Genomic DNA, 23,933 nt, shown 5'->3' with positions numbered 1-23,933 from the left:
AAAGGCCGGCGACTGCTGCCGCCGGCCTTTTTCAGGACCTTGCCTTGTGTCAGTTGTTTTCGGGACGCAGCTTGCGCACGACGGCGCCGGTCTGCCACATCTCGTTTTCGCGCATCTCGCGCAGCTCCTCGTTGAGCTTCTCGCGGTAGTCGGGTTTGCTGTTCAGGTCGATCGAACGCTGGGCCTCGTTGCCGGCGGCCACCTCCCTGTACAGCTCTTCGAAGACGGGCTTCGTGGCGTCGCGGAACTTCTTCCACCAGTCCAGCGCGCCGCGCTGGGCCGTGGTCGAACAGTTGGCGTACATCCAGTCCATGCCGTTCTCCGAGACCAGCGGCATGAGCGACTGGGTCAGCTCCTCGACCGTTTCGTTGAAGGCCTCCGAGGGGGTGTGGCCGTTGGCGCGCAGCGTGTCGTACTGGGCGGCGAAGATGCCTTGGATGGCGCCCATCAGCGTGCCGCGCTCGCCCGTGAGGTCGGAGTAGACCTCGCGCTTGAAGTCGGTTTCGAACAGGTAGCCCGAACCCACGCCGATGCCCAGCGCCACGACGCGTTCGAAGGCGCGGCCCGTGGCGTCCTGGAACACCGCATAGCTCGAATTGAGTCCGCGGCCCTGGAGGAACATGCGCCGCAGCGAGGTTCCCGAGCCTTTCGGGGCGATCAGGATCACGTCCACGTCGGCCGGGGGCACGATGCCCGTGCGCTCCTTGTAGGTGATGCCGAAGCCGTGGGAGAAATAGAGGGCCTTGCCCGGCGTGAGGTGCTTTTTGATTGAAGGCCATACGGCGATCTGCCCGGCGTCGGAGAGCAGGTACTGGATGATCGTGGCGCGCTCGGCGGCCTCCTCGATGCCGAAAAGCGTCTGGCCCGGCACCCAGCCGTCGGCTACGGCCTTGTCCCAGCTCGCGGAGCCTTCGCGCTGGCCCACGATGACCCTGAATCCGTTGTCGCGCAGGTTGAGCGACTGTCCGGGGCCTTGCACGCCGTAGCCGATGACGGCGATGGTCTCGTCCTTGAGTGTTTCGAGCGCTTTTTCCAGAGGAAATTCCTCGCGGGTTACGACGTTCTCTTCGACGCCGCCGAAATTGATCTTTGCCATGATTTTCGTGATTTTGAGTTTGTTATATGTTCTGAAAGTTATTTTTCGCTTTTGCTCCCTTCTTCATCGGATTCGGCCCTTAAACGGTCGATTTCTTCAAGGTACTCGTTCAGCAGCTCGCGCCGCGACTTGATGATGGCCACCGTGCCGCTGCGCACGAACTGCTGTACGCCGTAGGGTTGCAGCAGGCGGAACAACGCCTGCGTGTCGGCTTTGTGACCGGTCTTCTCGACGACGATGTAGTCCTCGTCGATCTCCAGAATGCGGACGTTGTGTTCCCTGACGAGTTGTTCGACACCCCGGCTGCGGGTCACCTTGTAGAGGGCGATCTCCTGCTGCACGACCTCGTCGGGGGTGTAGACGAAGGTCTTCAGCACGTCGATCTTTTTCTCGACCTGCCGCACGAGTTTGTCGACCTGATCGGGTGTGGTGCGGACCACGATGGTGAATTTGTGGATGCCCTGCAACGCCGATTCCGAGGTCGTGAGGCTCTCGATGTTCACGTCGCGGCAGGTGAAGACGGTGGTGATCTGGCTCAGCAGGCCCACCTTGTTCTCCGAAAACACGGTGATGATGTATTCCTGTTCCATACGCTGTTTCGTTTTATTCGAACCGGATTTCCGATACCGGGGCGCCCGCCGGGACCATCGGGAAAATGTTCTCTTCGCCCTCGACGCGCACCTCCAGCAGGAAGGCGCCTTCGGAGGCTTTCATGGCGGCGATGGCCTCGTCGAGTTCCTCGCGCCGTTCGACGCAGCGGTACGAAAGGCCGTTGCCGCGGGCGATCAGCCCGAAATCGGGGTTGACCATCTCCGTAAAGGAGTAGCGGCGGTCGTAGAACAGCTCCTGCCATTGGCGCACCATGCCGAGGAACGAGTTGTTCAGCAGGACGATTTTCACGGGGATCTTCGACTGGAAGATCGTGCCCAGCTCCTGAATGGTCATTTGCAGGCCGCCGTCGCCGGCGAAAAGGACGACTTCGCGGTCGGGGGCGCCCAGCTTGGCCCCGATGGCCGCCGGAAGTCCGAATCCCATCGTGCCGAGACCGCCCGAGGTGACCACGCTGCGCGTGCGGCGGAATCCGAAATAGCGCGCGGCGTTCATCTGCTGCTGGCCCACGTCGGTCACCAGCACCGCGTCGTTGCGGTAGGCCCGGGCCACGGCGGCGACCGCCTCGCCCATGCGGATACGCCCCTCGGCGGGATGCACGGCCTTGCGGATGACGGCTTCGTATTCGATCTGGTCGCAGGCGCGGAATCCGGCGATCCATTGGCTGTGGTCGCGTTTGCGGATACGCTCGGTGATGAGCGGCAGGGAGCGTTTCACATCGCCCACGACCGCCACGTCGGCCGGGATGATCTTGCCGATCTCCGCGGGGTCGATCTCCAGGTGGATCACCTTGGCGTTGGCGCCGAAATGCGCGGGATTCCCCGTCACGCGGTCGTCGAAACGCATGCCCACGGCCACGAGCAGGTCGCACTCCTGGTTCTTGATGTTGGGACCGTAGTTGCCGTGCATGCCCAGCATGCCCACGTTTTGCGGATGGTCGGTCGGCAGGGCCGAGAGACCCAGCAGGGTCGAGGCGGCGGGCATGCCGCTCTTGTCGAGCAGCGCCCGCAGCTCGGCTTCGGCGTTGCCCAGGATGACGCCCTGACCCACCATGACCAGCGGACGGCGGGCCTGGTCGATCAGCCGTGCGGCTTCGGCGATGCGTTCCGCGTCGGGTGCGGGCGCGGGGAGGTAACTGCGGATCGAGGTGATTTTTTCGTAGCGGAACGGAGCTGTTCCGCATTGTGCGTCCTTGGTGATGTCGACCACGACGGGACCCGGACGGCCCGAGCGGGCGATGTAGAAGGCCTTGGCGATGGCCGCGGGAATGTCCTCGGTGCGCTTGACCTGGCAGTTCCATTTGGTGACGGCCTGCGTGATGCCGATGAAATTGGTCTCCTGAAAGGCGTCGGTGCCCAGCAGCGCGGAGCCGACCTGTCCGGTGACGAGCACCAGCGGCGTGGAGTCCATCAGCGCGTCGGCCAGCCCCGTCACGGTGTTCGTGGCGCCGGGACCCGAGGTCACCAGACAGACCCCGACGCGGCCGCTGACGCGGGCATAGCCCTGTGCGGCGTGCACGGCGCCCTGCTCGTGACGTACGAGGATGTGGCGCAGGCGGTCGCGGTAGTCGTAAAGCGCGTCGTAGACGGGGATGATCGCGCCTCCGGGATAGCCGAAAACGGTTTCGACGCCCTCTTGGAGAAATGATTCGATCAGGGCCTTCGATCCCGTCATCGAGGGGTCGGAGGCCGCGCGTCGCTCTTCGGGACGGAGTGTTTGAGAGGTATTCATTGCGGGTCCGTTTTTTATTCTTCGTTATCGTCGACGATACGTACGGCGCCTTTGTCGGCCGAGCTGACCAGCCGGGCATAGGCGCGCAGCGACGCCGGAACGCGGCGGTCGCGGCCGGCGGGGCGGAAGCGTTCCTGTGCGGCCATGCGGGCGGCGATCTCCGCGTCGTCGACCGCGAGGCGGATCGAGCGGCCGGGGATGTCGATCTCGATCTCATCGCCCGTGCGGACGACGGCGATCTCCCCGCCCGAGGCGGCTTCCGGCGAGACGTGGCCGATCGAAAGCCCCGAGGTTCCGCCCGAGAAACGCCCGTCGGTGATCAGCGCGCAGGCCTTGTCGAGGTGTTTCGACTTGAGGTACGACGTGGGGTAGAGCATCTCCTGCATGCCCGGGCCGCCCTTGGGGCCTTCGTAGCGGATGACGACCACTTCGCCCGGCTGCACCTCGTCGGCGAGAATGCCGTTCATGGCCTGCTCCTGCGATTCGTAAACGCGCGCCGGGCCGCGGAAGACGAACAGTTTTTCGTCCACGCCGGCGGTTTTGACGACGCAGCCCTGCCGGGCGATGTTGCCCGTCAGCACGGCCAGTCCGCCGTCGCGGAAATAGGCGTGCTCCACGTCGCGGATGCAGCCCGCCGTGCGATCGGTGTCGGGTTCTTCGTAGTAGGAGTGCTGTGCGCCCAGCTCGCGGCTGTAATGGCCTGCCGGGGCGCTGAGCGCGCGGCGTCGCGCGGCGTCGGCGGCTGCCGGGTTGAGAATGTCGCAGGCCGGGATCGCTTCGCCCAGCGTGCGCCCGTCGACGCGCAGGACCGAGGTGTCGAGCAGTCCGGCACGGTCAAGCTCGCCCAGAATGGCGAAGATGCCTCCGGCGCGGTTGACGTCCTGGATGTGGTAGTGCGAGTTGGGGGCGACCTTGCAGAGCACCGGGACCCGGCGCGAAAGGCGGTCGATGTCCTGCATCGTGAAATCGACGCCGGCCTCGTGGGCCACGGCCAGCAGGTGCAGGACCGTGTTGGTCGAGCCGCCCATGGCGATGTCTAACGACATGGCGTTTTCGAAGGCGGCCTTCGTGGCGATCGAACGCGGAAGCACCCGCTCGTCGCCCTCGAAGTAGTAACGTTCGGCATTGCGGACGATGAGCGCCGCAGCGTCTTCGAACAGCCGGCGGCGATTGACGTGGGTGGCGACGATCGTGCCGTTGCCCGGCAGCGAGAGACCCAGCGCCTCGGTCAGACAGTTCATCGAGTTGGCCGTGAACATGCCCGAGCACGATCCGCAGCCGGGGCAGGCGCAGCGCTCGATCTCGGCGATCTGCGCGTCGCTGCACGTCTCGTCGGCCCCCATCACCATGGCGTCGATCAGGTCGACGCTGCGGCCCTGAAATTTTCCGGCCTCCATCGGCCCGCCCGAGACGAAGACCGTCGGGATGTTGAGCCGCATGGCGGCCATCAGCATGCCGGGGGTGATCTTGTCGCAGTTCGAAATGCAGACCAGCGCGTCGATCTTGTGGGCGGAGGCCATGTACTCGACGCTGTCGGCGATGATCTCGCGCGAAGGCAGCGAGTAGAGCATGCCGTCGTGGCCCATGGCGATGCCGTCGTCGACGGCGATGGTGTTGAACTCCGCGGCGAAGCACCCGAGGGCTTCGATGCGCTGTTTGACATATTGTCCGATTTCGTGCAGGTGTACGTGCCCCGGCACGAGTTGGGTGAACGAATTGGCGATGCCGATGACCGGCCGGCCGAACTGTTCCTCGCGCATGCCGTTGGCGCGCCAGAGGCTTCTGGCTCCCGCCATCCGGCGGCCCGTCGTGGTGACGGCGCTTTTGAGTGTGTGTTTCATCTTTCCGTTTTCGTTTCAGTCTCCTGCCGGGTCCGGTCCTGCAACAAAAAAACCTTTCCCCGGTGGGAGAAAGGCTTTATTTTCAATCAACTATGCACGCCACCTTTCTCCCGTTATCTCCGAAGGACGACGAGCAGCAGGGTAATGACGTGAATATTCGAATGATTCAGGGCGTTCATAGCCGGTTTTCCGTGTTTGTTCGTTTTCTGCGACAGTGCATCCGCGTGCAGGCCGGGTCTCCCCGTTATGCCGGATGCTTTCTGTCTGACTATGGCAAAGATATGAATATTGAATCAGTTGAACAAATAATTTCCTAAAAAAATTTAATATTGTAACAGTCCGGAAGCATATTCTTTCCTGAAGTTCGCAACTGTGCGTGACGGCTCGTGTTTGCTTACAATTTGAAACCGGTATTTTGGCCTCCGGATGCGGTTCCCGGGCGTTTTCTTCCCGCGGTCCGGCGGGTGTGGGCCGAAAGGCTTTCATTTTTATTTTCGAAATCTCTGTTGCGGCCTTTTTGCGCTGCTCCTATATAAATAAAAGGCCGTCTGCGCAACGGCGGGCCACTTACAAATTGTTACATGGATTTGGATTATTAAAATATTTGTTTTATATTTGCCGACGATGGTTACCAAACGGCATAACACGACGACAGGGCGAGGTTGCGGATTTATCGGCAATCCCGTAGGCTGTGTTTATACCGCTCTCTTCACGACCGCCACAACTGCCACGACGACTGCCACGACCCCCGTGGGGGTTCAGTAGTCAATATTCCGTCCGCATACCTGCGTGTGCACATCCCGGCCAAGGCTGCCGGAGCGGAAACAGAAAATCAGGCAAAGGTAGTTCAATTCATCAAAAAAAAATGGTATGAAACATATTAAGGTTTTCGCGCCGGGAACGGTCGCGAATCTGGGGTGCGGTTTCGATGTGATGGGCCTTACGCTCGACGGCGTGGGCGACGTGCTGGAAGTGGGCGTTGCGGAAAATGCCGAAGGATTCGAAATCCGTAACCGCAGCGGGGTGGAACTCCCCGGAAATGTCGAAGAAAACGTCATCACGCCCGCCGTACGGGCCTTGCTCGAAGCTTACGGCCGTCCGGTGCGGATCGAGGTGGAGATCCTCGAAAAGATCGCTCCCGGCAGCGGCATCGGGTCGAGCGCCGCCTCGTCGGCCGCCGCCGTCTACGGGGTCAACGAACTGCTGGGCCGCCCGTTCTCGGGCAAGCAGCTGGTGGAGTTCGCCATGATGGGCGAGGCGTTGCTGGGCGGCACGCCCCATGCCGACAATGTAGGCCCCGCGCTGTTGGGCGGCGTGGTGCTGGTCCGCGGCTACCGGCCGTTCGACATCGTGCGGCTGCCCGTGCCCGACAACTTTTTCTACGCCGTGGCGCATCCCGGCATCGTGGTCAGCACCCGGGAGGCGCGCGAGGCGCTTCCGAAGCGGATTCCTCTGTCGGATGCCGTTGCGCAGTGGGGCAACGTCGGCGGACTGGTCGCCGGGTTCGCGCTGCGCGACGTGGCGCTGATCGGCCGTTCGATGCACGACGTCGTGGCGGAGCCGTACCGCAAGGGATTCATCCCCGGGTACGACGCGCTGAAGGAGCAGGTGCTGGCCGGAGGCGCGCTGGCCATGAACATCGCCGGATCGGGCCCCTCGGTTTTCGCGCTGGCCTCCAATTACGAGGCTGCCGTGCGGATCTCCGGGGAGATGAAGCGGCATTTCGAAGGGTTGGGAATCGGTTGTAATAGCTATGCGGGCCGCGTGTCGAATGCCGGGGCGCGGGTTGTCGAATAACAAAAGCGAAGGACGATGAATTATTACAGTACGAGAGATCGGGAACGGGCGCACGGCTGTTCGCTGCGCGAGGCCGCGATGATGGGGCTGGCCCCCGACGGGGGGCTGTTCGTCCCCGAACGGATTCCGCAGGCCGACATGGCCCTTGCGGAGCGTCTGGCCGGCGAATCCTATGCCGCGTTGGCGGGTTATCTGACGGGGTTGTTCTTCGGCGGCGATTTCGATTCGCAGGCCGTGCAGCGTGAACTGGACGGCCTTTACGACTTCCCCGTGCCCCTGCGCGTGGTCGGCCGGGGACGCTATACGCTGGAACTGTTCCACGGTCCGACCTGCGCCTTCAAGGATTTCGGCGCCGGGTTCATGGGCCGGATGACAGGCCTGCTGGGCGCCGCCGATGAAAAACTGGTGATTCTCACGGCCACCTCGGGCGATACGGGCAGCGCCGTGGCGCACGGGTTTCACAATGTGCCGGGCGTCGAGGTCGTGGTGCTCTATCCCGAAGGGAAGATCAGCCGCCTGCAGGAGTGCCAGATGACCGCCCTGGGCGGCAACATCCATCCGCTGCGCGTCGCCGGAACGTTCGACGATTGCCAGCGGCTTGTGAAGGAGCTGTTCGCCGACGCCCCGTTCCGCAAGCGGCGACGGGTGACGTCGGCCAATTCGATCAACCTGCTGCGCTGGATTCCGCAGGCGTTCTACTATTTCTACGGTTATTGCCAGTGGCGGCAGGCCACGGGCGGCGACCGTCCTGTCGTCGTCGTGCCGAGCGGCAATTACGGAAACCTCGCCGCCGGAATGCTGGCCCGGCGCATGGGACTGCCCCTCGGGGGCTTCGTCGCCGCCTCGAACGTCAACGATGTCGTGCCCGAGTTCATCCGCACGGGCGTCTACCGCCCGAGGCCGTCGGTGCGGACTCCGGCCAATGCGATGGATGTCGGCGCACCGAGCAATTTCGAACGGATGCTGTGGCTCTGCGACGGCGATCCGGAGATGCTGCGCGCCGAACTGGAGGGATTCCGCTGCGACGATGCCTCGATCCGCCGCACGATCGACGAGCTGTATGAGCGCCACGGCTATTTCTCCGATCCGCACAGCGCCGTCGGCTATGCGGCCTCGGCGGCCGTGGACAAGCCGGGTTTTTACCTCTCCACGGCGCATCCCGCCAAGTTCGGAGAGGTCATCGAATCGGTGACCGGATCGCGGGTGCCGCTTCCGGAGCGGCTCGAACGGCTGACGCGGCGGCCGCAATGCTCCGAACCGCTGGCGGCCGATCTTGCCGCCTTCGAAGAGTTCGTGGCGAACGTCTGAATGTGAAAATCCTCCGCCCGATCGGGCGGAGGATTCTTTCTTTTGTTGTGTTTTCGGTTGTGTTTTTGGTTGCTTTTGTTTATATTTGTTGCGGAAAAAGCAAATAAATCCGATACTAACGTAAAAAAACTTCCGATGAACCTCAAACGTCTGCTCCCTTTACTGATCGTTCCGCTGCTGCTGACGGCCTGCCCGTCGGGCGCCAACCGGACGAAAAACGGTCCCGATCTGCGTAACCTGCCGCGCGAAATCCGCTCGGGCGAACAAGGTCCGTTCCACGTGCAGGGCATTGCCGTCGATCTCGAACGCGGCTACATCTATTTCTCCTTCACGACCAAACTGCTGAAGATGGACTTCGAAGGCAATCTGATAGGCAGCGTGGACGGCATGACGGGCCATCTGGGCTGCCTGACGATGAATCCTGCCGACGGCCGCGTTTACGGCTCGCTGGAATACAAGGACGATGCGATCGGCAAGGGCATCCGCCGGACGCTCGACGCCGGGCAGGTGGCGCCTGAAGACGAAAAGGACCGGACGGGATTCTACGTCGCCATTTTCGACGTGGACCGCATCACGCGTCCGGACATGGATGCTGAAAAGGATCGTGTGATGACCACGGTCTATATCAAGGAGGCCGTCGACGACTATTTCGCAACGGCGGAGAACGGCGGACGGACGGTCGAGCACCGGTTCGGCTGTTCGGGCATCGACGGCGTGACCTTCGCGCCCCGGTTCGGAGCGAAGGAGGGCGGCGATTATCTCTATGTGGCCTACGGCGTTTACGGCGACACCCTGCGCACGGACAACGATTACCAGGTGCTGCTCGCCTACGACACGAAGGACTGGAAGCGTTTCGAGCAGCCGCTCTCGCAGGGAAGTCTGCATAAAAGCGGCCCTGCGGCGCCCGATCACAAGTATTTCGTCCGCACGGGCAATACCTCGTGGGGAATTCAGAACCTGGCCTATGATCCCGCGTCGGGAAACTGCTATGCCGCGGTTTACAAAGGTAAAAAATCCCAGTACCCCAATTATTCGCTCTTTGTGATCGACGGCGGCAAACCGGCTCGCAGGGAGCTTTTGCAGGGATTCGATACGCCCGCCGAGGGTGAGGTGCTCTCGCTGGTTCCCGCCGGGAAATTGGCCGGCGGCATCTACGGGTGGGATTTCAAATGGGGAACGACGGGACTGTGTCCGCTCGGCGGCGGCTATTTCTATATTTCGCAGAACGCCCGTTCGAAGGAGACCAAACAGCAGAGCAGCACCGTTCGCCTCTATCGGTGGACCGGCGATGCGGATGCCCCCTTCCGGCCGGTCGAATAGCCCCTCTCCGGTTGTGCCATGCGCCCGGCCGCTCGCAGGAGCGGCCGGGCGTCTTCTTGTCGGCTGCATGAGGGGCAGCCAGCGAATGCTGCGGGGTAAGCCTGCATGTTGCCGGGTTATCCCCGGCTTTCCATGCTGTCGACCGACGGGTTGACCGTCACCACGTCCTGTTCCAGCTGCCGTTCTGTGGGCGTCCCGTCCCCGGTTGCAGGTGTGATCGGACCTCCGTCGTTGAGAATGTCGTCGGGGGTGACTTGCGTTACGGTGATTTCCTGCGTCGGTTCCGGCTGCCGGGCGGCGGTTTGTTCCGCCCCTGTTCTATCGGTATGTTTCATGGCTCCCTTTTTGGACGGGAGCCTTGCAAAGGCCATACCGTTTCCGGTGATGGCGGGCGCCTTTACGGTTCCGGGTTCCCGAAGTCGAACCGCAGCTGCACGCACTCCGGGCAGGCCTCCGGCGAGTTGCCGACCGTAAGGCCGATCAGCCGGATTTTACGCCCGTGGAAATCCGCCGCGGCCAGCAGTTCTTCCGACACGCGCCGGAGGGTTTCTGCCGAATCGACGGGCGTGAATAGGGTTTTCGAGCGGGTTATCTGCCGGAAGTTGTCGAACTTGAGCTTCAGGACGACGGTCTTGCCCCGAAATTCATGCCGCATCACCCGGTTCCAGACCTCCTCGCGCACGGCCGACAGTTCGAGCCGCAGCCGTTCCCGGTCGTCCGTGTCTTCGGCAAAGGTCGTTTCGGCTCCGAGCGACTTGCGGACCCGGTTCGGCGTGACCTCCCGTTCGTCGATGCCCCGGGCATAGCCGTAATAGCTGTGTCCGGCCTTCCCGAACTGCTGCACGAGTGCCGCTTCGTTCCAGAGCCGCAGGTCGGCTCCCGTACGGATGCCGAGGCGGTGCATCTTTTCGGCCGTCACTTCGCCGATGCCGAAAAAGCGTTCGACGGGCAGTCCGGCTACGAACTCCTCGATCCGCCCCGGCGGGATCGTGAACAGTCCGTCGGGTTTCCGATAGTCGGAGGCGATCTTTGCCAGCATCTTGTTGACCGAGATTCCGGCCGAGGCCGTCAGTCCGGTTTCGGCGAGGATGCGGGCTTTGATTTCGCGGGCGACCAGCGTCGCCGAACGGACGTGGCTCACGTCGAGAAACGCTTCGTCGAGCGAGAGAGGCTCCACGAGTTCGGTGTATTCGCCGAAGATGGCGCGGATCTGTCGGGAAACGGCTTTGTAGACATCGAACCGTGCCGGAACGAAGATCAGTTCCGGACACAGCCGCTTCGCCAGCACGGACGAGAGGGCCGAATGAACCCCATAGGGGCGGGCTTCGTAGCTTGCCGTGGCGACGACCCCGCGCGGTCCGTCATATCCGACGGCGATCGGACGGCCCCGGTATTCGGGGCGGTCGCGCTGCTCTACGGATGCGTAAAAGGCATCCATGTCGATATGGATAATCTTGCGTTGGGACATCGGGCGTTTGTCGGACGGACGCAAAGATAATGCAAATTATTTCTTTTTTGCCGGTCGAATCCGGCGTTTCATACCGGCAGGTTGAGGCCCGGTTGGCTGCCGGCGCGTATTGGCGGTTGAAAATCTCTTCCGGATTGAGGGAATGCGAACGGATTGCGTATCTTTGTCCTCGTTTATATATCCGATGAAAAATGGCAGATGATTATTTAGGCCGAAAAATGGAAGAGTACCTGGCCCGTTCGGCATCCGGCCAGGCCAGTCGCCGGCCGCTGGTAACATTGAGCCGGCTGTTGCTGAAAAACCGCAGCCATCGCGGCTACGATCCCCGCTTCATCGTGCGCGAAGACCAGCTTCGCCGCATTATCGGGGTCAATACCCGCATCCCCTCGGCGCGGAATCAGCAGGTCCTGCGATTCCGGCCCGTCCTGGCGGACGAAGCGCCCGGGGTCTTGGCCGAAATCCGCCTCGGAGGGGCCTTGCCCGAGCTTCATTTACCGCTTCCGGGAACCGGGCCGAACGCTTTCATCATCGTCTGCTCGACGGTTCCGGAAGATCGTTATGTCGATATTGATTTGGGTATTTCGGTTCAGAGCATGCTGCTCCAGGCGGCTGAAATCGGACTGAACGGCATCTGTATCGGCGCGTTTGACAAAGAGCGGATCCGGCAGAAATTCCATCTGGAGTCCGAGCCGCTGCTGATCCTGGCCATCGGCAAAGGCATCGAGAAAATCGAATTGGTGGAGATTTCCGAAAACGACGATCACCGTTATTTCCGCAAGGACGGCATACACTATGTCCCTAAAGTCCGTGTGGAAGATCTGATTATCGGGTAAGTCGGATTTTACGCCGCCCGCTGCCCCCCCCCTCGGGGCGGCCCGCTGAACAGCGCAGGTTCCTTGTTGTGGGTGAACGGGGCGTTGGTTTCCGAGGACGGATAAACGCGCCGGAGACCTCCTCGGAGTCGTTTCCGCCGTGCTGTTAGTCTTTTTCTGCCGGGGTGCCGCGGCATCCGATGCCCGAATCTCCTGCGTCAGCCGAGCTCGGTAAGGATCTGCTGCACGACGCTCTCGTCGGCATCGGTCAGGGTGTATTCGGGAACGCCGGCGCACCCGCCCATCGAGACCTGCGGATTGCGGAAGCGCATGCCGCTTTCGCGTTCCCGGCGGGCGCTGAAATGCAGGGCGTCGACCCCTGTGGCGGCCAGCAGCCGGGCATTCGACGGACCGACGCCGCTTCCGGCCATGATTTCGATGCGCCCGGTAGCCTGTGCCGCCAGCGCACGCAACGTTTCGATGCCTTCCTGCGCCGTGTTGCGGCCTCCGGAGGTGAGCACCCGGCGGCATCCGGTGCGGATGACCGCTTCGAGCGCCTGCCGGGAATCGCGCGTCATGTCGAACGCCCGGTGAAACGTCACCTCCATCCCCTCGGCCTCGCGGACAAGCTGCGCCGTGCGCGTCTCGTCCACCTCTCCGTCCGGTGTCAGCAGCCCGAAAACCACCCCGTCGGCTCCGTATTCGCGGGCGAGGCGGATCTCTTCGGCCATCAGCGCCACCTCGTCGTCGGTGTAGAGAAAATCTCCGCCCCGGGGGCGTATCATCACGCTCAGCCGCAGGCCCGGCAGGCTCCGGGCATAGCGGATCAGTCCGGCGGAAGGGGTCGTGCCGCCTTCGAGGGGAGCGGCGCAGAGTTCGATGCGCTCGACGCCCGTCCGCCGGGCGATGTCGCATGCATTGCGGGTATAGGTGCAGAGTTCAGTCGTCATCATCCGGTTATAATTGGTGTATGGTGTGCAGGAAACGGTCGCCCAGGCCGATCGTGTAACCGTGCGATTCGAACACGACGCGGTTGAACGTGTCGCCGACGATAAACACCGGAAGCGGAACGTTCCCTGGCAGATGCATCGCGTCGAGGATCTGTCTGCGGACGGAGCCGTCGCGGTCGATGCCGAACGTGACGGTCGCCGGCAGCGGTGCGGCGGGCGACGCCATGTATTTCCGGTACGCCCCCTCATCGGGGAAGAGCAGGATGATCGAACGGCTCCATTGCTCCAGTTCGGCGGCCTTGGCGGCGATGTCCTTCAGCGCATGATCGGTGGGTTCCTGCCCGACGCCGACCAGTCCGACCACGAAATAGCCGCGTCCCGCGGTGAGCAGCACCGAGGTCTCCCGGCCGGTCCGGGCGTCGGTGAATTTCGATTCGGAGTTGAAACTGCCGATCACGCGGACCGCTTCCGAGTTGTCGCGCATCGGTAGATCGGTTTCGGTCGTCCGGTTCGGCCCGATGTTGAGGAACGACACGTTTGCCAGCACGCTGCCGTCGGCCAGGCGGCTGCCCGTTGCGAGCATGTAGTAGCCGGTTTCCAGGTCGGTGGGTGTGTCGAAGCGCGCGCTCCATGGCTCGAAATCGGGGTAGTTCAGCAGCGCGAACGACTGCCCGTCGAAGCGCGAGAGCGTGAAGTGTCTGAAATATTCCGGATCGTCGAGACGCGGAATCGGCTCGTAGCGCAGTTTCAGCCGGCCGGTTTCCATCTGCCGGTCGTTCGCCGACTCGAAATCGACGGGCACATCCTTTCCGGCGTGGCGGTAGAAGAGGTTCCCGGTCACGGGGTCGATCCACGCCGGAATGCCGAGCGAACGGGCTGCGGCAACGAAAAAGATCTTGCGCGAGGGTTTGTCGGCTACGCGGCTGCGCCATACGCCCTCCGCAGAGACGGTTGTGAAAACGGTGCAGAGTTCGGGCCGCAGCGTCAGGCTGTCGCGGCACCACGCTGCGAGCAGCTGCGGATCGTTGCGGAATGCCGCGGCATCGGCCGCCGGGATTTCACGCCGGAGAAACGACCGGTAGGCGGTGAGCATCTCGTTGGCCGCACGCGGAGCCAGCACGGTCGCGGCGTCGGCATCCTTGTCCGTATTATAAAGATGGTCTGCGAGCACCGCCGACGGCGTGTCGCGCAGGTCCTTTTCCGACAGCGTGGCGAGCAGTTGCAGCGCCCGCCCGGTGCATCCTTTCCGGCTCGCTTCGCGCAGGAAATCCATGATCTCGCCGTGATTGCCTCGCGATGCGGTTATGAACCGGGCGATCTGGCCGGGCTTCACTCCGATGGCGCGGGCGAACGAATCGACGGCCGGTTGTGCGGGGAACGTGGCGATATAGGCGTTGCGGATGGAGTCTTCGCGGTTGAAGCGGCGGTCGTTTTCCGCGCGCTGGGCGGCCGTCACCTCCGGCAAATTCGCGCTCTCGGCCGGGGGAACGATGTCGACGGGAAAGGAGAATTCGTCGCCGATCGCATGATCCAGCGCCACCGTCGCCTGCGGCTCCCGCCCGAAAGAGACCTTCCGGATGCCGAACCGCCCGTCGCGGACGGCCGTGACGAGCATGTCGCCCAGTCCTGCCGACAGCGACGCCTGTCCCCGGCCGTCGGTCGTTTTGCGCGACACGGTGAAGAACTCGGCGTAATTGTAAAGTTTGAACTCCACGGTCGCACCCTCCACGGGGCTGCCCGCCGTGTCGGTGACCGTCACGGTGAGCGGAGCGCATGCGGCATAGTTCGAAATCACGTTGATTTCGGTGTAGTTGGCCGTGGTTTTCATCACCTCCTCCGGGCCGTCGTAATAACCGAAGACCTTGGTGTGCATCAGCATCCCGCGGCTGGCCGGGGCGTTGAACCACCCCAGGTCGAGCACCGGTTCCGGCTCGCAGGCCCCGAGGAAATGCCACCGTCCGTCGGCCCAGGCCTCGACCCAGGCGTGGTTGTCGTCGGTGTGCGCCCAGCGGGGCGTGTAGACCTGCCGGGCCGGAATGCCCACCGAGCGCAGCGCAGCGACGAGCAGCGTCGACTCCTCGCCGCAGCGGCCGTGGGCCGTGCGCACGGTGGCCAGCGGCGAACTGGTCCGCGCATCCGACGGCTGGTAGTTGGCCTTTTCGTGACACCAGTGGTTCACTTCGAGGATGGCGTCGTACATCGGCAACCCTTCGACGCGCGGCGCCAGCTGGTCGTGGAACACCCGGCGCGAATCGTCGAGGTTCTCGTTGTTCACCCGCACGGGCAGCACGAAATGCCGGAACAGTTCGTCGGAAACGATGTCTCCCCACGGCATTTCCCGGCGGGTGGCCAGCGCGCTGCGCACGTTTTCCAGATAAAAATCGCCCGGGTAGTCGGTCATGTCCCCCACGGGCATATAGGCATAAAGGAACATCATGGCCTCGCGCTCCTGCCGCGTCATCGGTTCGTCGAATATCCCGAACAGATCGCCCCGGGAAAGCAGTTCCTGTTTGTGACGGAAATCGGTCTCCACGCGCCGCATGAAACCCTCGTTGCCGGCCGGGGAGCACGCCGACAACACGCCCGTGAGCATAAGCAGACCGGCGAATAGCTGTGTCGTTTTTTTCATCGTAAAGTGAGTTCTATGATTCGGTCGGTATCCTCGGGAACATGCTCCAGATTCAGGACGATCCCTTTTCCCCGGAGCGTGTCGAACTTCACCCGCTCGCCGTTGTTCAGGCACCGGGCTTCCCCGACTTTTTCCGCAAGCGGCAGGTACAGCGCATCGTCCTGCAAATCGAGCACATGCACATAGAGCTTGTCGCCCTTGCGCGTCGTTACGCCCCAGCCGTGGGGCGGGATGTCGCCGCCGCGGGTTCCGTAGATGCTTTCGCCGTACCGGGCGAGCCATTCGCCCATCTCCCGCAGCCGTTCGACGGCCGTCGCAGGCAGTTTCCCGTCGGGTTGGGGACCGATGTTGAGCAGCAGGTTCCCGTTGCGGCCCGCAGCCCGCACGAGGTAGTGGATCAGCGTCTTCGTCGATTTGTAATCGAGGTCGGTGATCTTGTAGCCCCACATGCCGTTCATCGTCTGGCACGTTTCAAGCGGCAGGCGGCCGATCTCCTGCCCCGAAAGCCCGGCGGTGTTCTCGCCCGGAAGGTCGCGCTCGAAAATCTGGATGTCCTCGCCTTCGAACGGGACCAGGTGGTGGTTGTTACCCACCAGACAGGCCGGCCTGATGGCATGGATATGGTCGTACAGCCCGCGGAGTTTCCAGTCGAAATCCGGGTTCCGGTCCTGGTCCCACACCCCGTCGAACCAGATGGCGCCGACCGGGCCGTAGCCCGTCAGCAGCTCCGTGAGTTGGCGTTTCATAAAGTCGTAGTAACGCTCGTAGCTGATCGCCGTGCCGGGGCGGCCCGTTCCCAGCCCGGTCCTGCCGCGCGGGCAGTCGTCGCGGTACCAGTCGATCAGCGAATAATAGAGGTGCAGCCGGATGTCCTGGCGGGCGCACTCGTCGGAGAGCGCCTTTACAATATCCTGTTTATACGGCGTGGCGTCCACGATGTCGTAATCCGTCTGCGCGGTGTCCCACATCGAGAAGCCGTCGTGGTGGCGCGTCGTGAAGCAGACGTATCCTGCACCCGAGGATTTGATGGCCGAGACCCACTCCGCGGCATCGAAATCATGTGGATAAAACGCATTGGCCAGCTTGGCGTACTCCCGGTAGTTGATGTCCCGGTTGGTCATCGTCCATTCGCCCGAGCCGAGCATGGAGTAAAGTCCCCAGTGGAGGAAAATGCCGAATTTGGCGTCCTGAAACGCCGTCCGGGCTTGCAGGTTTTCAGGCGCCGGGGCATAGGGCGCAGTCGTCTGCGCGGAGGCCGTCCAGCAAACGGCGGCGCAGGCCGCAACGATCCAGCGGTTTTTCATCGTATTTGGTTCGGATTATATACTTTATTCAAAAGTAATACAAATTCGCGACAATCATGCCGCTTTTTCCCGTTTTTTCTTTTCGTTTGTTACAATCGGAGCTTTTTAACGTCGAAAAAGTTACTTTTTATTGCGATGTTCGGGCGCAACTGTCGGGCTTACGATCTTCCTTCCGCCCTTCGCTCCCCCGGAAGCAAAATCGCAGGCTCGGATCGCATGTTTCGAGAGAGGCCGCTCTGGGGCTTTCCTATGCGCTGGCCAAGGGCAAACACTTCACGCGCGAGGAGTTTGTTTCGATGCTGCTCACCTCGGTGAACGACATCGACTCGCGGTTTGAAGGGTCCAAAACCTCCGGCGGGACGATCAATCTCGAAAAATACCGCGGCAAAATGGGTACGGGTTTGACCGATGCCTACCAGTTGCTGATGCAGATCGAAGGAACGCCCTGTCTGAAAGTCAAGACCGGCAAACTGGAGCTTGTCACCCTTACGAAACATTTCGGAGGTTCGGCCAAGGATCTGACCTATATGGGTGTCGAAGTCTCGGCGGAAGATATGCAGAAACTCGGCATGGCCGTGGAACCAAAGATGTACAACGGTCAGTTGATGATCAAATGTACGAAGCCGGGAGTTGCGCACATCACCGTGAAGGCGGTGGGCGGCGGCAACAGGCCCGGAACAGGATCGGTTATGGGCGGCATCGAAATTACCAAGACGTTTGCCGTCATTGCCCGCGAAACGGGTGCTGAAAACGGAGGCTGGTTATAAACGATAGAGTTAAAATACAATGAAAAAATATATTTATTCCCTGTTTGCGGCTGTTTTGTTCCTGTTTTCAGCCGGTTGTTCGAAGGATGACGACGGCTCGAAAAACATTGATTCGGGTGTTGTGGGCGAGTGGCACCAGACGAAGTGGAGCAACGAGGCATATGCGGATTTCGATGTCTACGTCGAGTTTCTGTCCGACGGGACGTTCAACATCTTCCAGAAGGTGGAAACTCCGACCTTTGTGTGCTATTCCGGCGATTTTGCGGTCAACGGTGCGCAGCTTTCGGGCCGTTACCGCGACGGTGAGCCTTGGGGCGCCAGCTACGCCTTTGAGTTGAGCGGAGACGGAAAAACGCTGACGATGATCAGCCAGACCGATAAGGCCGAGGAGAGCGTCTATACGAGAACTGCCATTCCCGAAGAGGTGCGGAACGCTCCCGAAGTGCGCTCCGCGCTTTCCGGTGCGTTGCTGCGGATTTTCTAATACGACGACGTTGAAGTCCAAAAGCAGCCTGACCATATGGTCAGGCTGCTTTTGCGTTGATTCTGATGGGTGCGAAAAAGGGGACACAGGCCTCCATGACAACGAATACACAAACATTGCAAAATGGCGTATTGGGTGGCTATACTATTGTTTACATTGCCCTCTTTACGCAGGAACAGTTCAAAATCACGCAGGAACGCTAAATCTATTTCATCGAACCGAGTGTTCAGCGACCTAAATTCAGACAGGCGGGAAAGTAGGGAACGGTGTTTGGATGCCGAGCCGTATTTGCCGAGCGTTTCAAGTCTTTCTATTGTTTGTTTTAGATATTCGCCTATGGAACAATTCAGTCGTTTGCTGTTCTGTTCAAAGAGATTTTCAAAGGTTACGGGAATATCCATAATCTCTAAACGTCGGATTTTCTTCTCGTACTCTTTTACTTTGGCTGTTATCTGAAACTGAATATTGTCCCTGTCGGGGCAGTCGTCTGTTACCTTTTGTGCTTCTGCGTCCCAATGTTTAAGCGCAACGGAAACACCCAATCCGACTGCCTTTTTGCGTTTGCCTTGAAAGAATAAAAGGCACAATGGAGAGGTGGAATTTTTATAAATAATTTCTTTGCGGCATATAACTCTGAATGTCATTTGATTACATTGTTATATGCAGTTGGATGTGTAGTTCCCTATGTGGAGCCTAATGTGTACCCTGCACCCTCAAACGGGCTGTTTTTGCCCTGAAAATGCCAAAGAGAAAGGAATGGTATAAACGCAAAAAAGACCGATAATCATTGATTATCAGTCTTTTGCTTTGTACCCCCTCAGGGGCTCGAACCCTGGACCCCAACATTAAGAGTGTCGTGTCTCCTTCGCGGACAAAAACTGCGTTTTCGTCCGTAACCAACTGAGCTAAAGAGGCATCAATCGTTATCCGATTGCGAGTAACTCTGTGTTTTTGGGGGTAGGGTAAACAAAAGGGTAAACAGTAATTTTATTATAATCTTCTGCTGGTTAATGAATTAGTTGTTGTGCTGGGGCTTGTCGATGATTTAGCTTGTGTCATTCATGTTTTTTGAGTTATGGGCTGAATATTGGGCAGAAAATCGGCGCAAAATTTTCCCCTCCTGCCGCTTTCCCGTTTTTATCAATTTTCAGTAGCTTTGATTTCTATAAATAAAAAATCCCCGACCGCATGGCCGAGGATTATCTTTATATGAACTGCTCTAAATACTTTTCATTGAACCCCGCTAACGGGAATTTGAAATCTTTCAGTGTTCCGTCTGTTGCTGTATATGTAAAGCTAACGGCGTCGCTCTTGTTGTGAACGGCAAACAGGTTTACGCTCTCTGCGGAATTTGAAAACTCAATAACGTTAGGCATGATTAGCGTTATATCTCCTTTTATATCTTCTAACGGACAAGACATTGAAACTATCGGCTTCCCTCGTCTTTGAAATGTCATTTTTACGGGTTTCTGCTGGTCTATGTCCAATGCAAAGAAATAGTAAAAGGTAAACGGGACGGTTTCATCTTCTTTTCTCCCGACGAATAGGCAAACTCCGTCATAATCATCATAGGATACGGATTTGGCAATGTAGGATATTTGCAAATCATCCTGTTTTTCCTTGCCAATTTTTCATTCTGTTTTTGGTGTTTTGTTCATTTTAGCTAAAATTTATGTTGTTATTATATATTTGATTATGATATAAATATACGAAAAATTTGTGACTTATGCAAGTAAAAAAGAAAGGACAAACTTGTGCAGAGGGTCTATAAGTTAACCCTTTTGCACAAGTCTGGCCTATTAGGGGGCAATTAAGATATTCTCACTCGTTGACAAATCGTATAATGCGTTTACACTCTATACAGCCAATTTCTCCTGTCTTTTCATTTTCAACAATAGCTACTGTTAAAGGATAATATTGCCCATTATCAATATGATAAGAATCTGCAAATCTGTGAAACAAGCCTATTGCAGTTCTATTATCATTATCATCTCCACTATCCATAAAACCTGCTTGGGGGTCATATTTATCCGATGTGTAATATTCGATTTTTCTTAATTTTTCCATAGTCTTTTCCTTTTAATCTCTCCTGCCATGCCGAAACACAGCAGGAGAATAGTTTGACATTTATTAAGATGTTAGGTTCGTTTATTCATCCAATGTGGAAATGCTTGAAAAATAGAATTTCCAAGCGCTGTTTTTGTACGCTTCCACACTTTCAGCAGGCACTTTCAGCACGACATTGGAACTGTTTTTGAAAACCTCGCTACCCAATTTAGGCGGTGTTATCGTTCCTATTTTGAATCTCCATAATTTACCTGCAAAAGCATAGTCTCCCAATTCTTTAACTTGTGTACATTCCGACATATCCACTTCTAAAGAACTATAAATAATAATCGAATCCCTACGAAAAGCGTACTTGCCAATAGTTGTCAGATTTGACCCTTTTTCAAAGGTCACGGTCGACAATCCACAGTCTTCGAAAGCATAATTTCCGATGGTTTCCACTCTTGCGGGAATCTCGATCGATCGTAAGTCAAAGCACTGCTTGAAAGCCTCGCTTCCAATAGTTGCCAGTTTCGATTCTTTCTCAAAGGTCACGGTCGCCAAGGAGGTACAACCTCCGAAAGCATATCTTTCAATCGTCTCCACGCTCGCGGGAATCCTGATGGACAGCAACTTGCTGTTATAAAAAGCACTCTCTTTTATCTCACTCAAGTTATTTGGCAGGATTATATTTTCGATGTCCGATTGACGAAACACCTTTGTAGGCAGTATGGTCACATCGACCTCCCCGATGTCGAGATTTATCAAATGAGTCATATTTCGTATTACCGAAAAATCATTGTCGTCCAAGGTGCCCGTAATTTTTAACGATTTGATAGGTGCGCCAACAAATCCCAGTTCGGTCAAGACGGATTTCAATTCCCCTTTTCGCGGGTTGTGAACCATAGTATATGCCTCTTGAAAGATAACCAATTGGGTACTTGCATTTCCACAAGTGAAAGTATAAGCGGCGGTTCGTTCATTGGGAGAAGTGTTCGCCTGCACATTGAACCTTACTTTTGAAATACTAGTGTGTCCACTGATTGTCGATGGTGTACACCATGATTCGCCGCCTGTCAGTTCCCAGTCCGAAGCTTTGTATCTGCCGCTGCTGGAAAAAAGCTCTACCGTCACAGAGGATTCCCCTCCTGCGGCATCGAAAGTCAAATCATCGGTCGAAAGGGAAATGAACGCGACACTATTGTCTTCCGTATCATTGTCCGTGCATCCGCAGACAAGTATTGCGGACAAGGCAAATAAGAATAGTTTTCTCATAATGAGTTTGAATTTTAAATTTCTAAATCACACGCCAGCAGTTCATAGTTTTTCGATTTCGTCGATATTGAACATTCCATGTCTAAGATGATGATCTTCATTAAACCACTTGCATTGAACTTGCGTGTAGTTTTCAGAGCCATCAATCATCTTGATTGGATACTCTGAAACCGTCATTTTGGGCCCTCCCGATTTGAGGACGACGACATCGCCAATCTTAAAATCCATAATTGCAAAAATTTCTTACCGTATCAACTCCTGCTGCGGTGGGTTATATGCAAAAAGAAAGTGTGGAGTTGTTCGTTATCTGTACCGAGGTTCTGACAAAACCCAAAGACGAATAAGAAACAATACCCCACACCGAATAGAATATATCAGATGATATATGCCTATATGCGGTGATGAGCGTTGTCGTTATCCTCGTCTTTGTAGAAACTGTCAGATTTCGGTACAAGGATTAGCGAAACACTTTCACTAAGTTAATATGTTACCGCCCGTATGGGTCGATGCCACAAAATTAGAAAATGTTTCTCAATACGCAACACTCGTGGGGTATTGTAGTTACAAAGAACGCGCTAAAGTTTCAGAAAATCAAGATTGATATTCTAAAAAGTTCTTCATTGGTTGGGATATTCCATTATAAAGAACAAGCCGACATATTCCCTCTAATCGGGAGTTGCAAATCATTCCAACCCTCAATTATCGAGAATATGCCGACTTAAAATCTGTTTTGACGGTTTGGTAATAGCTGTAAGGATTACAAGCAGTCGATAATCAGCTGACCAACCAACCGAGTATATAGAGTGTCCCGCACGTTATTCTGCTGCTATCTTTTGTATAACGCTGTCCATACAGATAGCCTGTCCGCTGGCTAATCTTCCCCACCAACAGCAACCGTATTCCTCGATAATAACCTCTCCCTCCCGTTTCAGTCGTTCTGCCAGCCACGAATCAATCAACCACCATTCCATGACATCACCCACAAAGGGATAGATATATTCTTCGGGTAGCAGATTTTTGTCGAGCATTTCATCCACGACTGCGGTTTGATTCGTCAGTACGCAGTTCTCCACCAATCGCTGTGCTGTCATTGGATTCCTTGTTGAGCGGCTATGTTGCGTAACCATTGATTAGCGAATGTGGTGTGTTCTGCTTGCAAGCGCGGGTTCAACGCTATTCCATCTTCCGACCATCTGACGCTGTTTTCCTCGATACCGCAATAGTCGTTGCGATAGTAGTAGGGAATGAATTGCCGAGTTTCATTGTGCAGGGCAAAGAGCATTTCGGGGTCTCGCATGGCATCACCGTTCTGCTGTCCGTAATGAGTCAGTGAAAAAAAGTCGTACTTGTCGATACGCCCGATCAGTTCAAGATATACGGGCATATATGTACCGTCCGAATTGTCGATTTTGGTTGTTTGCAAAGCTAACATTTTGCGGAAAATTTCCGCCGCTCTCCTGTCAAGTGTTTTCATATATGAAACGGTTTTACATTTGACAATGGGGAGGGGGCTTTGATTCATGTATCTGCTCGTGGGCTGTATATAGACAAAAAACTCCAACAGTTGCATTGTTGGAGTTTTAGATGTAAGAGAAATACTTAGAATGGCAAATCTAATCGATCTAATTCTTCTAATACTTTTTCTAATGTTTCTGTTTCTTTAGTGCATGAATCAACAGCCTCGTTATATAGGCTTTCAAGGAAAGGATACTCATTATCACCTGCCATTACGGAAACAATGGGAATCACCATGTTTTTGTCATTATACATGCTTACAGCAATAAATTCAGAAGCAATATTGTCATAGTATTCAATGCCTTTAGATATTGCAAAAGTTGCGGCATTCAATTCCAACATATATTCGTTTTCTGAACTTGTTTTACGCCATTCCAATTTCCGTTCTTTCGTCAACTTATATAACCGTTGTATTAATTCAGAATATTTCTTTTCCATCTTATTTAGATTTTAATTGATTTTCAATTCTACTTAACATTGAGGCAATTTCTTCCATGTCTTGGCAAAAAATAATCTTATCAAGTTTAGCTTTATTGCTTATTTGTTTGTCGATACTATTCAGATCAATTTCTACTCTTTTCTTTAATCGCCCAAATTCTTCAATATCCAATTCGATCTTTCCAATGAACTCAACTCGCATCATAAAATCTTTTACATCGCATAACCTTAATTTTGCGAGTTCATATTTTTCACTATTTATATATTCCTCAATAATCCGAATAGTGGTTACGATTTTAGCTATATCAGATATGGATAAAATTTGCTCTACTTTTTCTCTCGTTTGGGCAACCGCAGATTGAGTGCTTTTTGTTATATTTTGTAGAGCCATAATCTGCCATAAAGCGACAGCCAATCCATAGATAGATACATAAAACCCAAGTAGAGTAGCAAGATTGAAAATTGTTTGCTGTTCTTGAGATGTATATCTATAACCCGTTGGTTGAATTAAAATAAAGCATCTTTAACAAGACCAATTTTACG

General features: G+C 56.7%; 24 protein-coding genes and 1 tRNA gene. 6 read left to right on the top strand and 19 right to left on the bottom strand.

Translation table 11 applies throughout. The annotated features are described in order from the left end of the window. Positions 1–49: 49 nt before the first annotated feature. From ilvC to ilvD, 4 genes are read right to left on the bottom strand one after another with little or no spacing between them, the layout of a single operon-like run. Positions 50–1,096: a ketol-acid reductoisomerase gene (gene ilvC / locus DWW03_RS10870; RefSeq protein ID WP_022062226.1), complete on the bottom strand. Its 1,047-nt coding sequence runs from the start codon at positions 1,094–1,096 to the stop codon at positions 50–52. Between the two features lie 38 nt (positions 1,097–1,134). Then, positions 1,135–1,686, bottom strand: coding sequence for an acetolactate synthase small subunit (gene ilvN, locus DWW03_RS10865; protein WP_015546319.1), 552 nt, complete (start codon positions 1,684–1,686; stop codon positions 1,135–1,137). A gap of 13 nt (positions 1,687–1,699) precedes the next feature. Further along, positions 1,700–3,436 (bottom strand): biosynthetic-type acetolactate synthase large subunit, encoded by a 1,737-nt coding sequence (gene ilvB / locus DWW03_RS10860; RefSeq protein WP_022062227.1) that lies wholly within the window; start codon positions 3,434–3,436, stop codon positions 1,700–1,702. Positions 3,437–3,450: 14 nt separating this feature from the next. Beyond that, positions 3,451–5,277, bottom strand: a complete 1,827-nt coding sequence (gene ilvD / locus DWW03_RS10855) for a dihydroxy-acid dehydratase (protein ID WP_015546321.1) — start codon at positions 5,275–5,277, stop codon at positions 3,451–3,453. 870 nt (positions 5,278–6,147) lie between these two features. Between ilvD and DWW03_RS10845 the strand changes: the two genes are divergently transcribed. The 3 genes from DWW03_RS10845 (at position 6,148) to DWW03_RS10835 (ending at position 9,702) form a co-directional block, all read left to right on the top strand. Beyond that, complete coding sequence (locus DWW03_RS10845) at positions 6,148–7,074, top strand: homoserine kinase (RefSeq protein WP_022062228.1); 927 nt, start codon at positions 6,148–6,150, stop codon at positions 7,072–7,074. 15 nt (positions 7,075–7,089) lie between these two features. Further along, positions 7,090–8,382: a threonine synthase gene (gene thrC, locus DWW03_RS10840; protein WP_022062229.1), complete on the top strand. Its 1,293-nt coding sequence runs from the start codon at positions 7,090–7,092 to the stop codon at positions 8,380–8,382. 135 nt (positions 8,383–8,517) lie between these two features. Beyond that, positions 8,518–9,702: a hypothetical protein gene (locus DWW03_RS10835; RefSeq protein ID WP_022062230.1), complete on the top strand. Its 1,185-nt coding sequence runs from the start codon at positions 8,518–8,520 to the stop codon at positions 9,700–9,702. Between the two features lie 116 nt (positions 9,703–9,818). Here the strand turns inward: DWW03_RS10835 and DWW03_RS10830 are convergent, their stop codons facing one another. Both DWW03_RS10830 and dinB read right to left on the bottom strand, forming a co-directional pair. Next, a complete protein-coding gene (locus tag DWW03_RS10830) occupies positions 9,819–10,037 on the bottom strand; it encodes a hypothetical protein (protein WP_147344308.1) in 219 nt (72 codons plus the stop codon). Between the two features lie 62 nt (positions 10,038–10,099). After that, entirely contained in the window at positions 10,100–11,170 is a 1,071-nt protein-coding gene (gene dinB / locus DWW03_RS10825) for a DNA polymerase IV (protein WP_118406769.1), read from the bottom strand. A 218-nt stretch (positions 11,171–11,388) separates the two neighbouring features. Between dinB and DWW03_RS10820 the strand changes: the two genes are divergently transcribed. Beyond that, positions 11,389–12,003 carry a nitroreductase family protein gene (locus DWW03_RS10820; protein WP_015546327.1) on the top strand — a complete coding sequence of 205 codons (615 nt, stop codon included), beginning with the start codon at positions 11,389–11,391 and terminating at the stop codon, positions 12,001–12,003. 197 nt (positions 12,004–12,200) lie between these two features. Here the strand turns inward: DWW03_RS10820 and DWW03_RS10815 are convergent, their stop codons facing one another. The 3 genes from DWW03_RS10815 to DWW03_RS10805 are packed head-to-tail and all read right to left on the bottom strand — an operon-like array spanning position 12,201 to position 16,865. Next, positions 12,201–12,932: a copper homeostasis protein CutC gene (locus tag DWW03_RS10815; RefSeq protein WP_118406768.1), complete on the bottom strand. Its 732-nt coding sequence runs from the start codon at positions 12,930–12,932 to the stop codon at positions 12,201–12,203. A 7-nt stretch (positions 12,933–12,939) separates the two neighbouring features. Continuing rightward, positions 12,940–15,561: a transglutaminase domain-containing protein gene (locus DWW03_RS10810; RefSeq protein ID WP_118406751.1), complete on the bottom strand. Its 2,622-nt coding sequence runs from the start codon at positions 15,559–15,561 to the stop codon at positions 12,940–12,942. Further along, positions 15,558–16,865: an alpha-L-fucosidase gene (locus DWW03_RS10805; protein ID WP_118406750.1), complete on the bottom strand. Its 1,308-nt coding sequence runs from the start codon at positions 16,863–16,865 to the stop codon at positions 15,558–15,560. The genes DWW03_RS10810 and DWW03_RS10805 overlap by 4 nt, the downstream gene beginning before the upstream one ends. A gap of 56 nt (positions 16,866–16,921) precedes the next feature. On the opposite strand from DWW03_RS10805, the gene DWW03_RS10800 reads away from it, so the two are divergent. Next, positions 16,922–17,632: a hypothetical protein gene (locus tag DWW03_RS10800; RefSeq protein WP_147344307.1), complete on the top strand. Its 711-nt coding sequence runs from the start codon at positions 16,922–16,924 to the stop codon at positions 17,630–17,632. Positions 17,633–17,651: 19 nt separating this feature from the next. Further along, positions 17,652–18,116 (top strand): lipocalin family protein, encoded by a 465-nt coding sequence (locus tag DWW03_RS10795; protein WP_022062591.1) that lies wholly within the window; start codon positions 17,652–17,654, stop codon positions 18,114–18,116. Here DWW03_RS10795 and DWW03_RS10790 read toward each other — a convergent pair. The 10 genes from DWW03_RS10790 to DWW03_RS10750 form a co-directional block, all read right to left on the bottom strand. Beyond that, positions 18,113–18,760 carry a phage integrase SAM-like domain and Arm DNA-binding domain-containing protein gene (locus DWW03_RS10790; RefSeq protein ID WP_118406749.1) on the bottom strand — a complete coding sequence of 216 codons (648 nt, stop codon included), beginning with the start codon at positions 18,758–18,760 and terminating at the stop codon, positions 18,113–18,115. The genes DWW03_RS10795 and DWW03_RS10790 overlap by 4 nt on opposite strands. 166 nt (positions 18,761–18,926) lie before the next feature. After that, positions 18,927–19,031: transfer RNA gene (locus DWW03_RS16635), tRNA-Lys, on the bottom strand. 290 nt (positions 19,032–19,321) lie between these two features. Next, positions 19,322–19,720: a hypothetical protein gene (locus DWW03_RS10785; protein WP_253012316.1), complete on the bottom strand. Its 399-nt coding sequence runs from the start codon at positions 19,718–19,720 to the stop codon at positions 19,322–19,324. A gap of 217 nt (positions 19,721–19,937) precedes the next feature. Further along, positions 19,938–20,183, bottom strand: coding sequence for a hypothetical protein (locus tag DWW03_RS16455; protein ID WP_147344306.1), 246 nt, complete (start codon positions 20,181–20,183; stop codon positions 19,938–19,940). Positions 20,184–20,264: 81 nt separating this feature from the next. Continuing rightward, on the bottom strand, positions 20,265–21,437 hold the full coding sequence (locus tag DWW03_RS10780) for a leucine-rich repeat protein (protein ID WP_118406748.1): 1,173 nt from the start codon (positions 21,435–21,437) through the stop codon (positions 20,265–20,267). A 42-nt stretch (positions 21,438–21,479) separates the two neighbouring features. Further along, entirely contained in the window at positions 21,480–21,665 is a 186-nt protein-coding gene (locus tag DWW03_RS10775; RefSeq protein ID WP_118406747.1) for a DUF2158 domain-containing protein, read from the bottom strand. 587 nt (positions 21,666–22,252) lie between these two features. Then, positions 22,253–22,528 (bottom strand): hypothetical protein, encoded by a 276-nt coding sequence (locus DWW03_RS10765; protein ID WP_118406745.1) that lies wholly within the window; start codon positions 22,526–22,528, stop codon positions 22,253–22,255. Further along, the gene (locus DWW03_RS10760) at positions 22,525–22,911 is read right to left on the bottom strand and encodes a DUF6908 domain-containing protein (protein ID WP_118406766.1); all 387 of its coding nucleotides are present in this window, start codon (positions 22,909–22,911) and stop codon (positions 22,525–22,527) included. Before DWW03_RS10760 ends, DWW03_RS10765 begins: the two co-directional genes overlap by 4 nt. Before the next feature lie 125 nt (positions 22,912–23,036). Further along, the gene (locus DWW03_RS10755) at positions 23,037–23,390 is read right to left on the bottom strand and encodes a hypothetical protein (RefSeq protein WP_118406744.1); all 354 of its coding nucleotides are present in this window, start codon (positions 23,388–23,390) and stop codon (positions 23,037–23,039) included. Position 23,391: 1 nt separating this feature from the next. Beyond that, positions 23,392–23,805, bottom strand: coding sequence for a hypothetical protein (locus tag DWW03_RS10750; RefSeq protein ID WP_147344305.1), 414 nt, complete (start codon positions 23,803–23,805; stop codon positions 23,392–23,394). Positions 23,806–23,933 lie beyond the last annotated feature (128 nt).

The organism is Alistipes sp. AF14-19 (genome assembly GCF_003461645.1).
Taxonomy (GTDB): Bacteria; Bacteroidota; Bacteroidia; order Bacteroidales; family Rikenellaceae; genus Alistipes; species Alistipes shahii.
This window is presented reverse-complemented; position numbering and strand designations above follow the sequence as displayed.

What these genes read in the sequence shown, in the direction of transcription:
- ilvC (WP_022062226.1), bottom strand. Translation starts at nt 1,096, where the DNA reads ATGGCAAAGATCAATTTCGGCGGCGTCGAAGAGAACGTCGTAACCCGC.
- ilvN (WP_015546319.1), bottom strand. Translation starts at nt 1,686, where the DNA reads ATGGAACAGGAATACATCATCACCGTGTTTTCGGAGAACAAGGTGGGC.
- ilvB (WP_022062227.1), bottom strand. Translation starts at nt 3,436, where the DNA reads ATGAATACCTCTCAAACACTCCGTCCCGAAGAGCGACGCGCGGCCTCC.
- ilvD (WP_015546321.1), bottom strand. Translation starts at nt 5,277, where the DNA reads ATGAAACACACACTCAAAAGCGCCGTCACCACGACGGGCCGCCGGATG.
- DWW03_RS10845 (WP_022062228.1), top strand. Translation starts at nt 6,148, where the DNA reads ATGAAACATATTAAGGTTTTCGCGCCGGGAACGGTCGCGAATCTGGGG.
- thrC (WP_022062229.1), top strand. Translation starts at nt 7,090, where the DNA reads ATGAATTATTACAGTACGAGAGATCGGGAACGGGCGCACGGCTGTTCG.
- DWW03_RS10835 (WP_022062230.1), top strand. Translation starts at nt 8,518, where the DNA reads ATGAACCTCAAACGTCTGCTCCCTTTACTGATCGTTCCGCTGCTGCTG.
- DWW03_RS10830 (WP_147344308.1), bottom strand. Translation starts at nt 10,037, where the DNA reads ATGAAACATACCGATAGAACAGGGGCGGAACAAACCGCCGCCCGGCAG.
- dinB (WP_118406769.1), bottom strand. Translation starts at nt 11,170, where the DNA reads ATGTCCCAACGCAAGATTATCCATATCGACATGGATGCCTTTTACGCA.
- DWW03_RS10820 (WP_015546327.1), top strand. Translation starts at nt 11,389, where the DNA reads ATGGAAGAGTACCTGGCCCGTTCGGCATCCGGCCAGGCCAGTCGCCGG.
- DWW03_RS10815 (WP_118406768.1), bottom strand. Translation starts at nt 12,932, where the DNA reads ATGACGACTGAACTCTGCACCTATACCCGCAATGCATGCGACATCGCC.
- DWW03_RS10810 (WP_118406751.1), bottom strand. Translation starts at nt 15,561, where the DNA reads ATGAAAAAAACGACACAGCTATTCGCCGGTCTGCTTATGCTCACGGGC.
- DWW03_RS10805 (WP_118406750.1), bottom strand. Translation starts at nt 16,865, where the DNA reads ATGAAAAACCGCTGGATCGTTGCGGCCTGCGCCGCCGTTTGCTGGACG.
- DWW03_RS10800 (WP_147344307.1), top strand. Translation starts at nt 16,922, where the DNA reads ATGCCGCTTTTTCCCGTTTTTTCTTTTCGTTTGTTACAATCGGAGCTT.
- DWW03_RS10795 (WP_022062591.1), top strand. Translation starts at nt 17,652, where the DNA reads ATGAAAAAATATATTTATTCCCTGTTTGCGGCTGTTTTGTTCCTGTTT.
- DWW03_RS10790 (WP_118406749.1), bottom strand. Translation starts at nt 18,760, where the DNA reads ATGACATTCAGAGTTATATGCCGCAAAGAAATTATTTATAAAAATTCC.
- DWW03_RS16455 (WP_147344306.1), bottom strand. Translation starts at nt 20,183, where the DNA reads ATGGAAAAATTAAGAAAAATCGAATATTACACATCGGATAAATATGAC.
- DWW03_RS10780 (WP_118406748.1), bottom strand. Translation starts at nt 21,437, where the DNA reads ATGAGAAAACTATTCTTATTTGCCTTGTCCGCAATACTTGTCTGCGGA.
- DWW03_RS10775 (WP_118406747.1), bottom strand. Translation starts at nt 21,665, where the DNA reads ATGGATTTTAAGATTGGCGATGTCGTCGTCCTCAAATCGGGAGGGCCC.
- DWW03_RS10765 (WP_118406745.1), bottom strand. Translation starts at nt 22,528, where the DNA reads ATGACAGCACAGCGATTGGTGGAGAACTGCGTACTGACGAATCAAACC.
- DWW03_RS10760 (WP_118406766.1), bottom strand. Translation starts at nt 22,911, where the DNA reads ATGAAAACACTTGACAGGAGAGCGGCGGAAATTTTCCGCAAAATGTTA.
- DWW03_RS10755 (WP_118406744.1), bottom strand. Translation starts at nt 23,390, where the DNA reads ATGGAAAAGAAATATTCTGAATTAATACAACGGTTATATAAGTTGACG.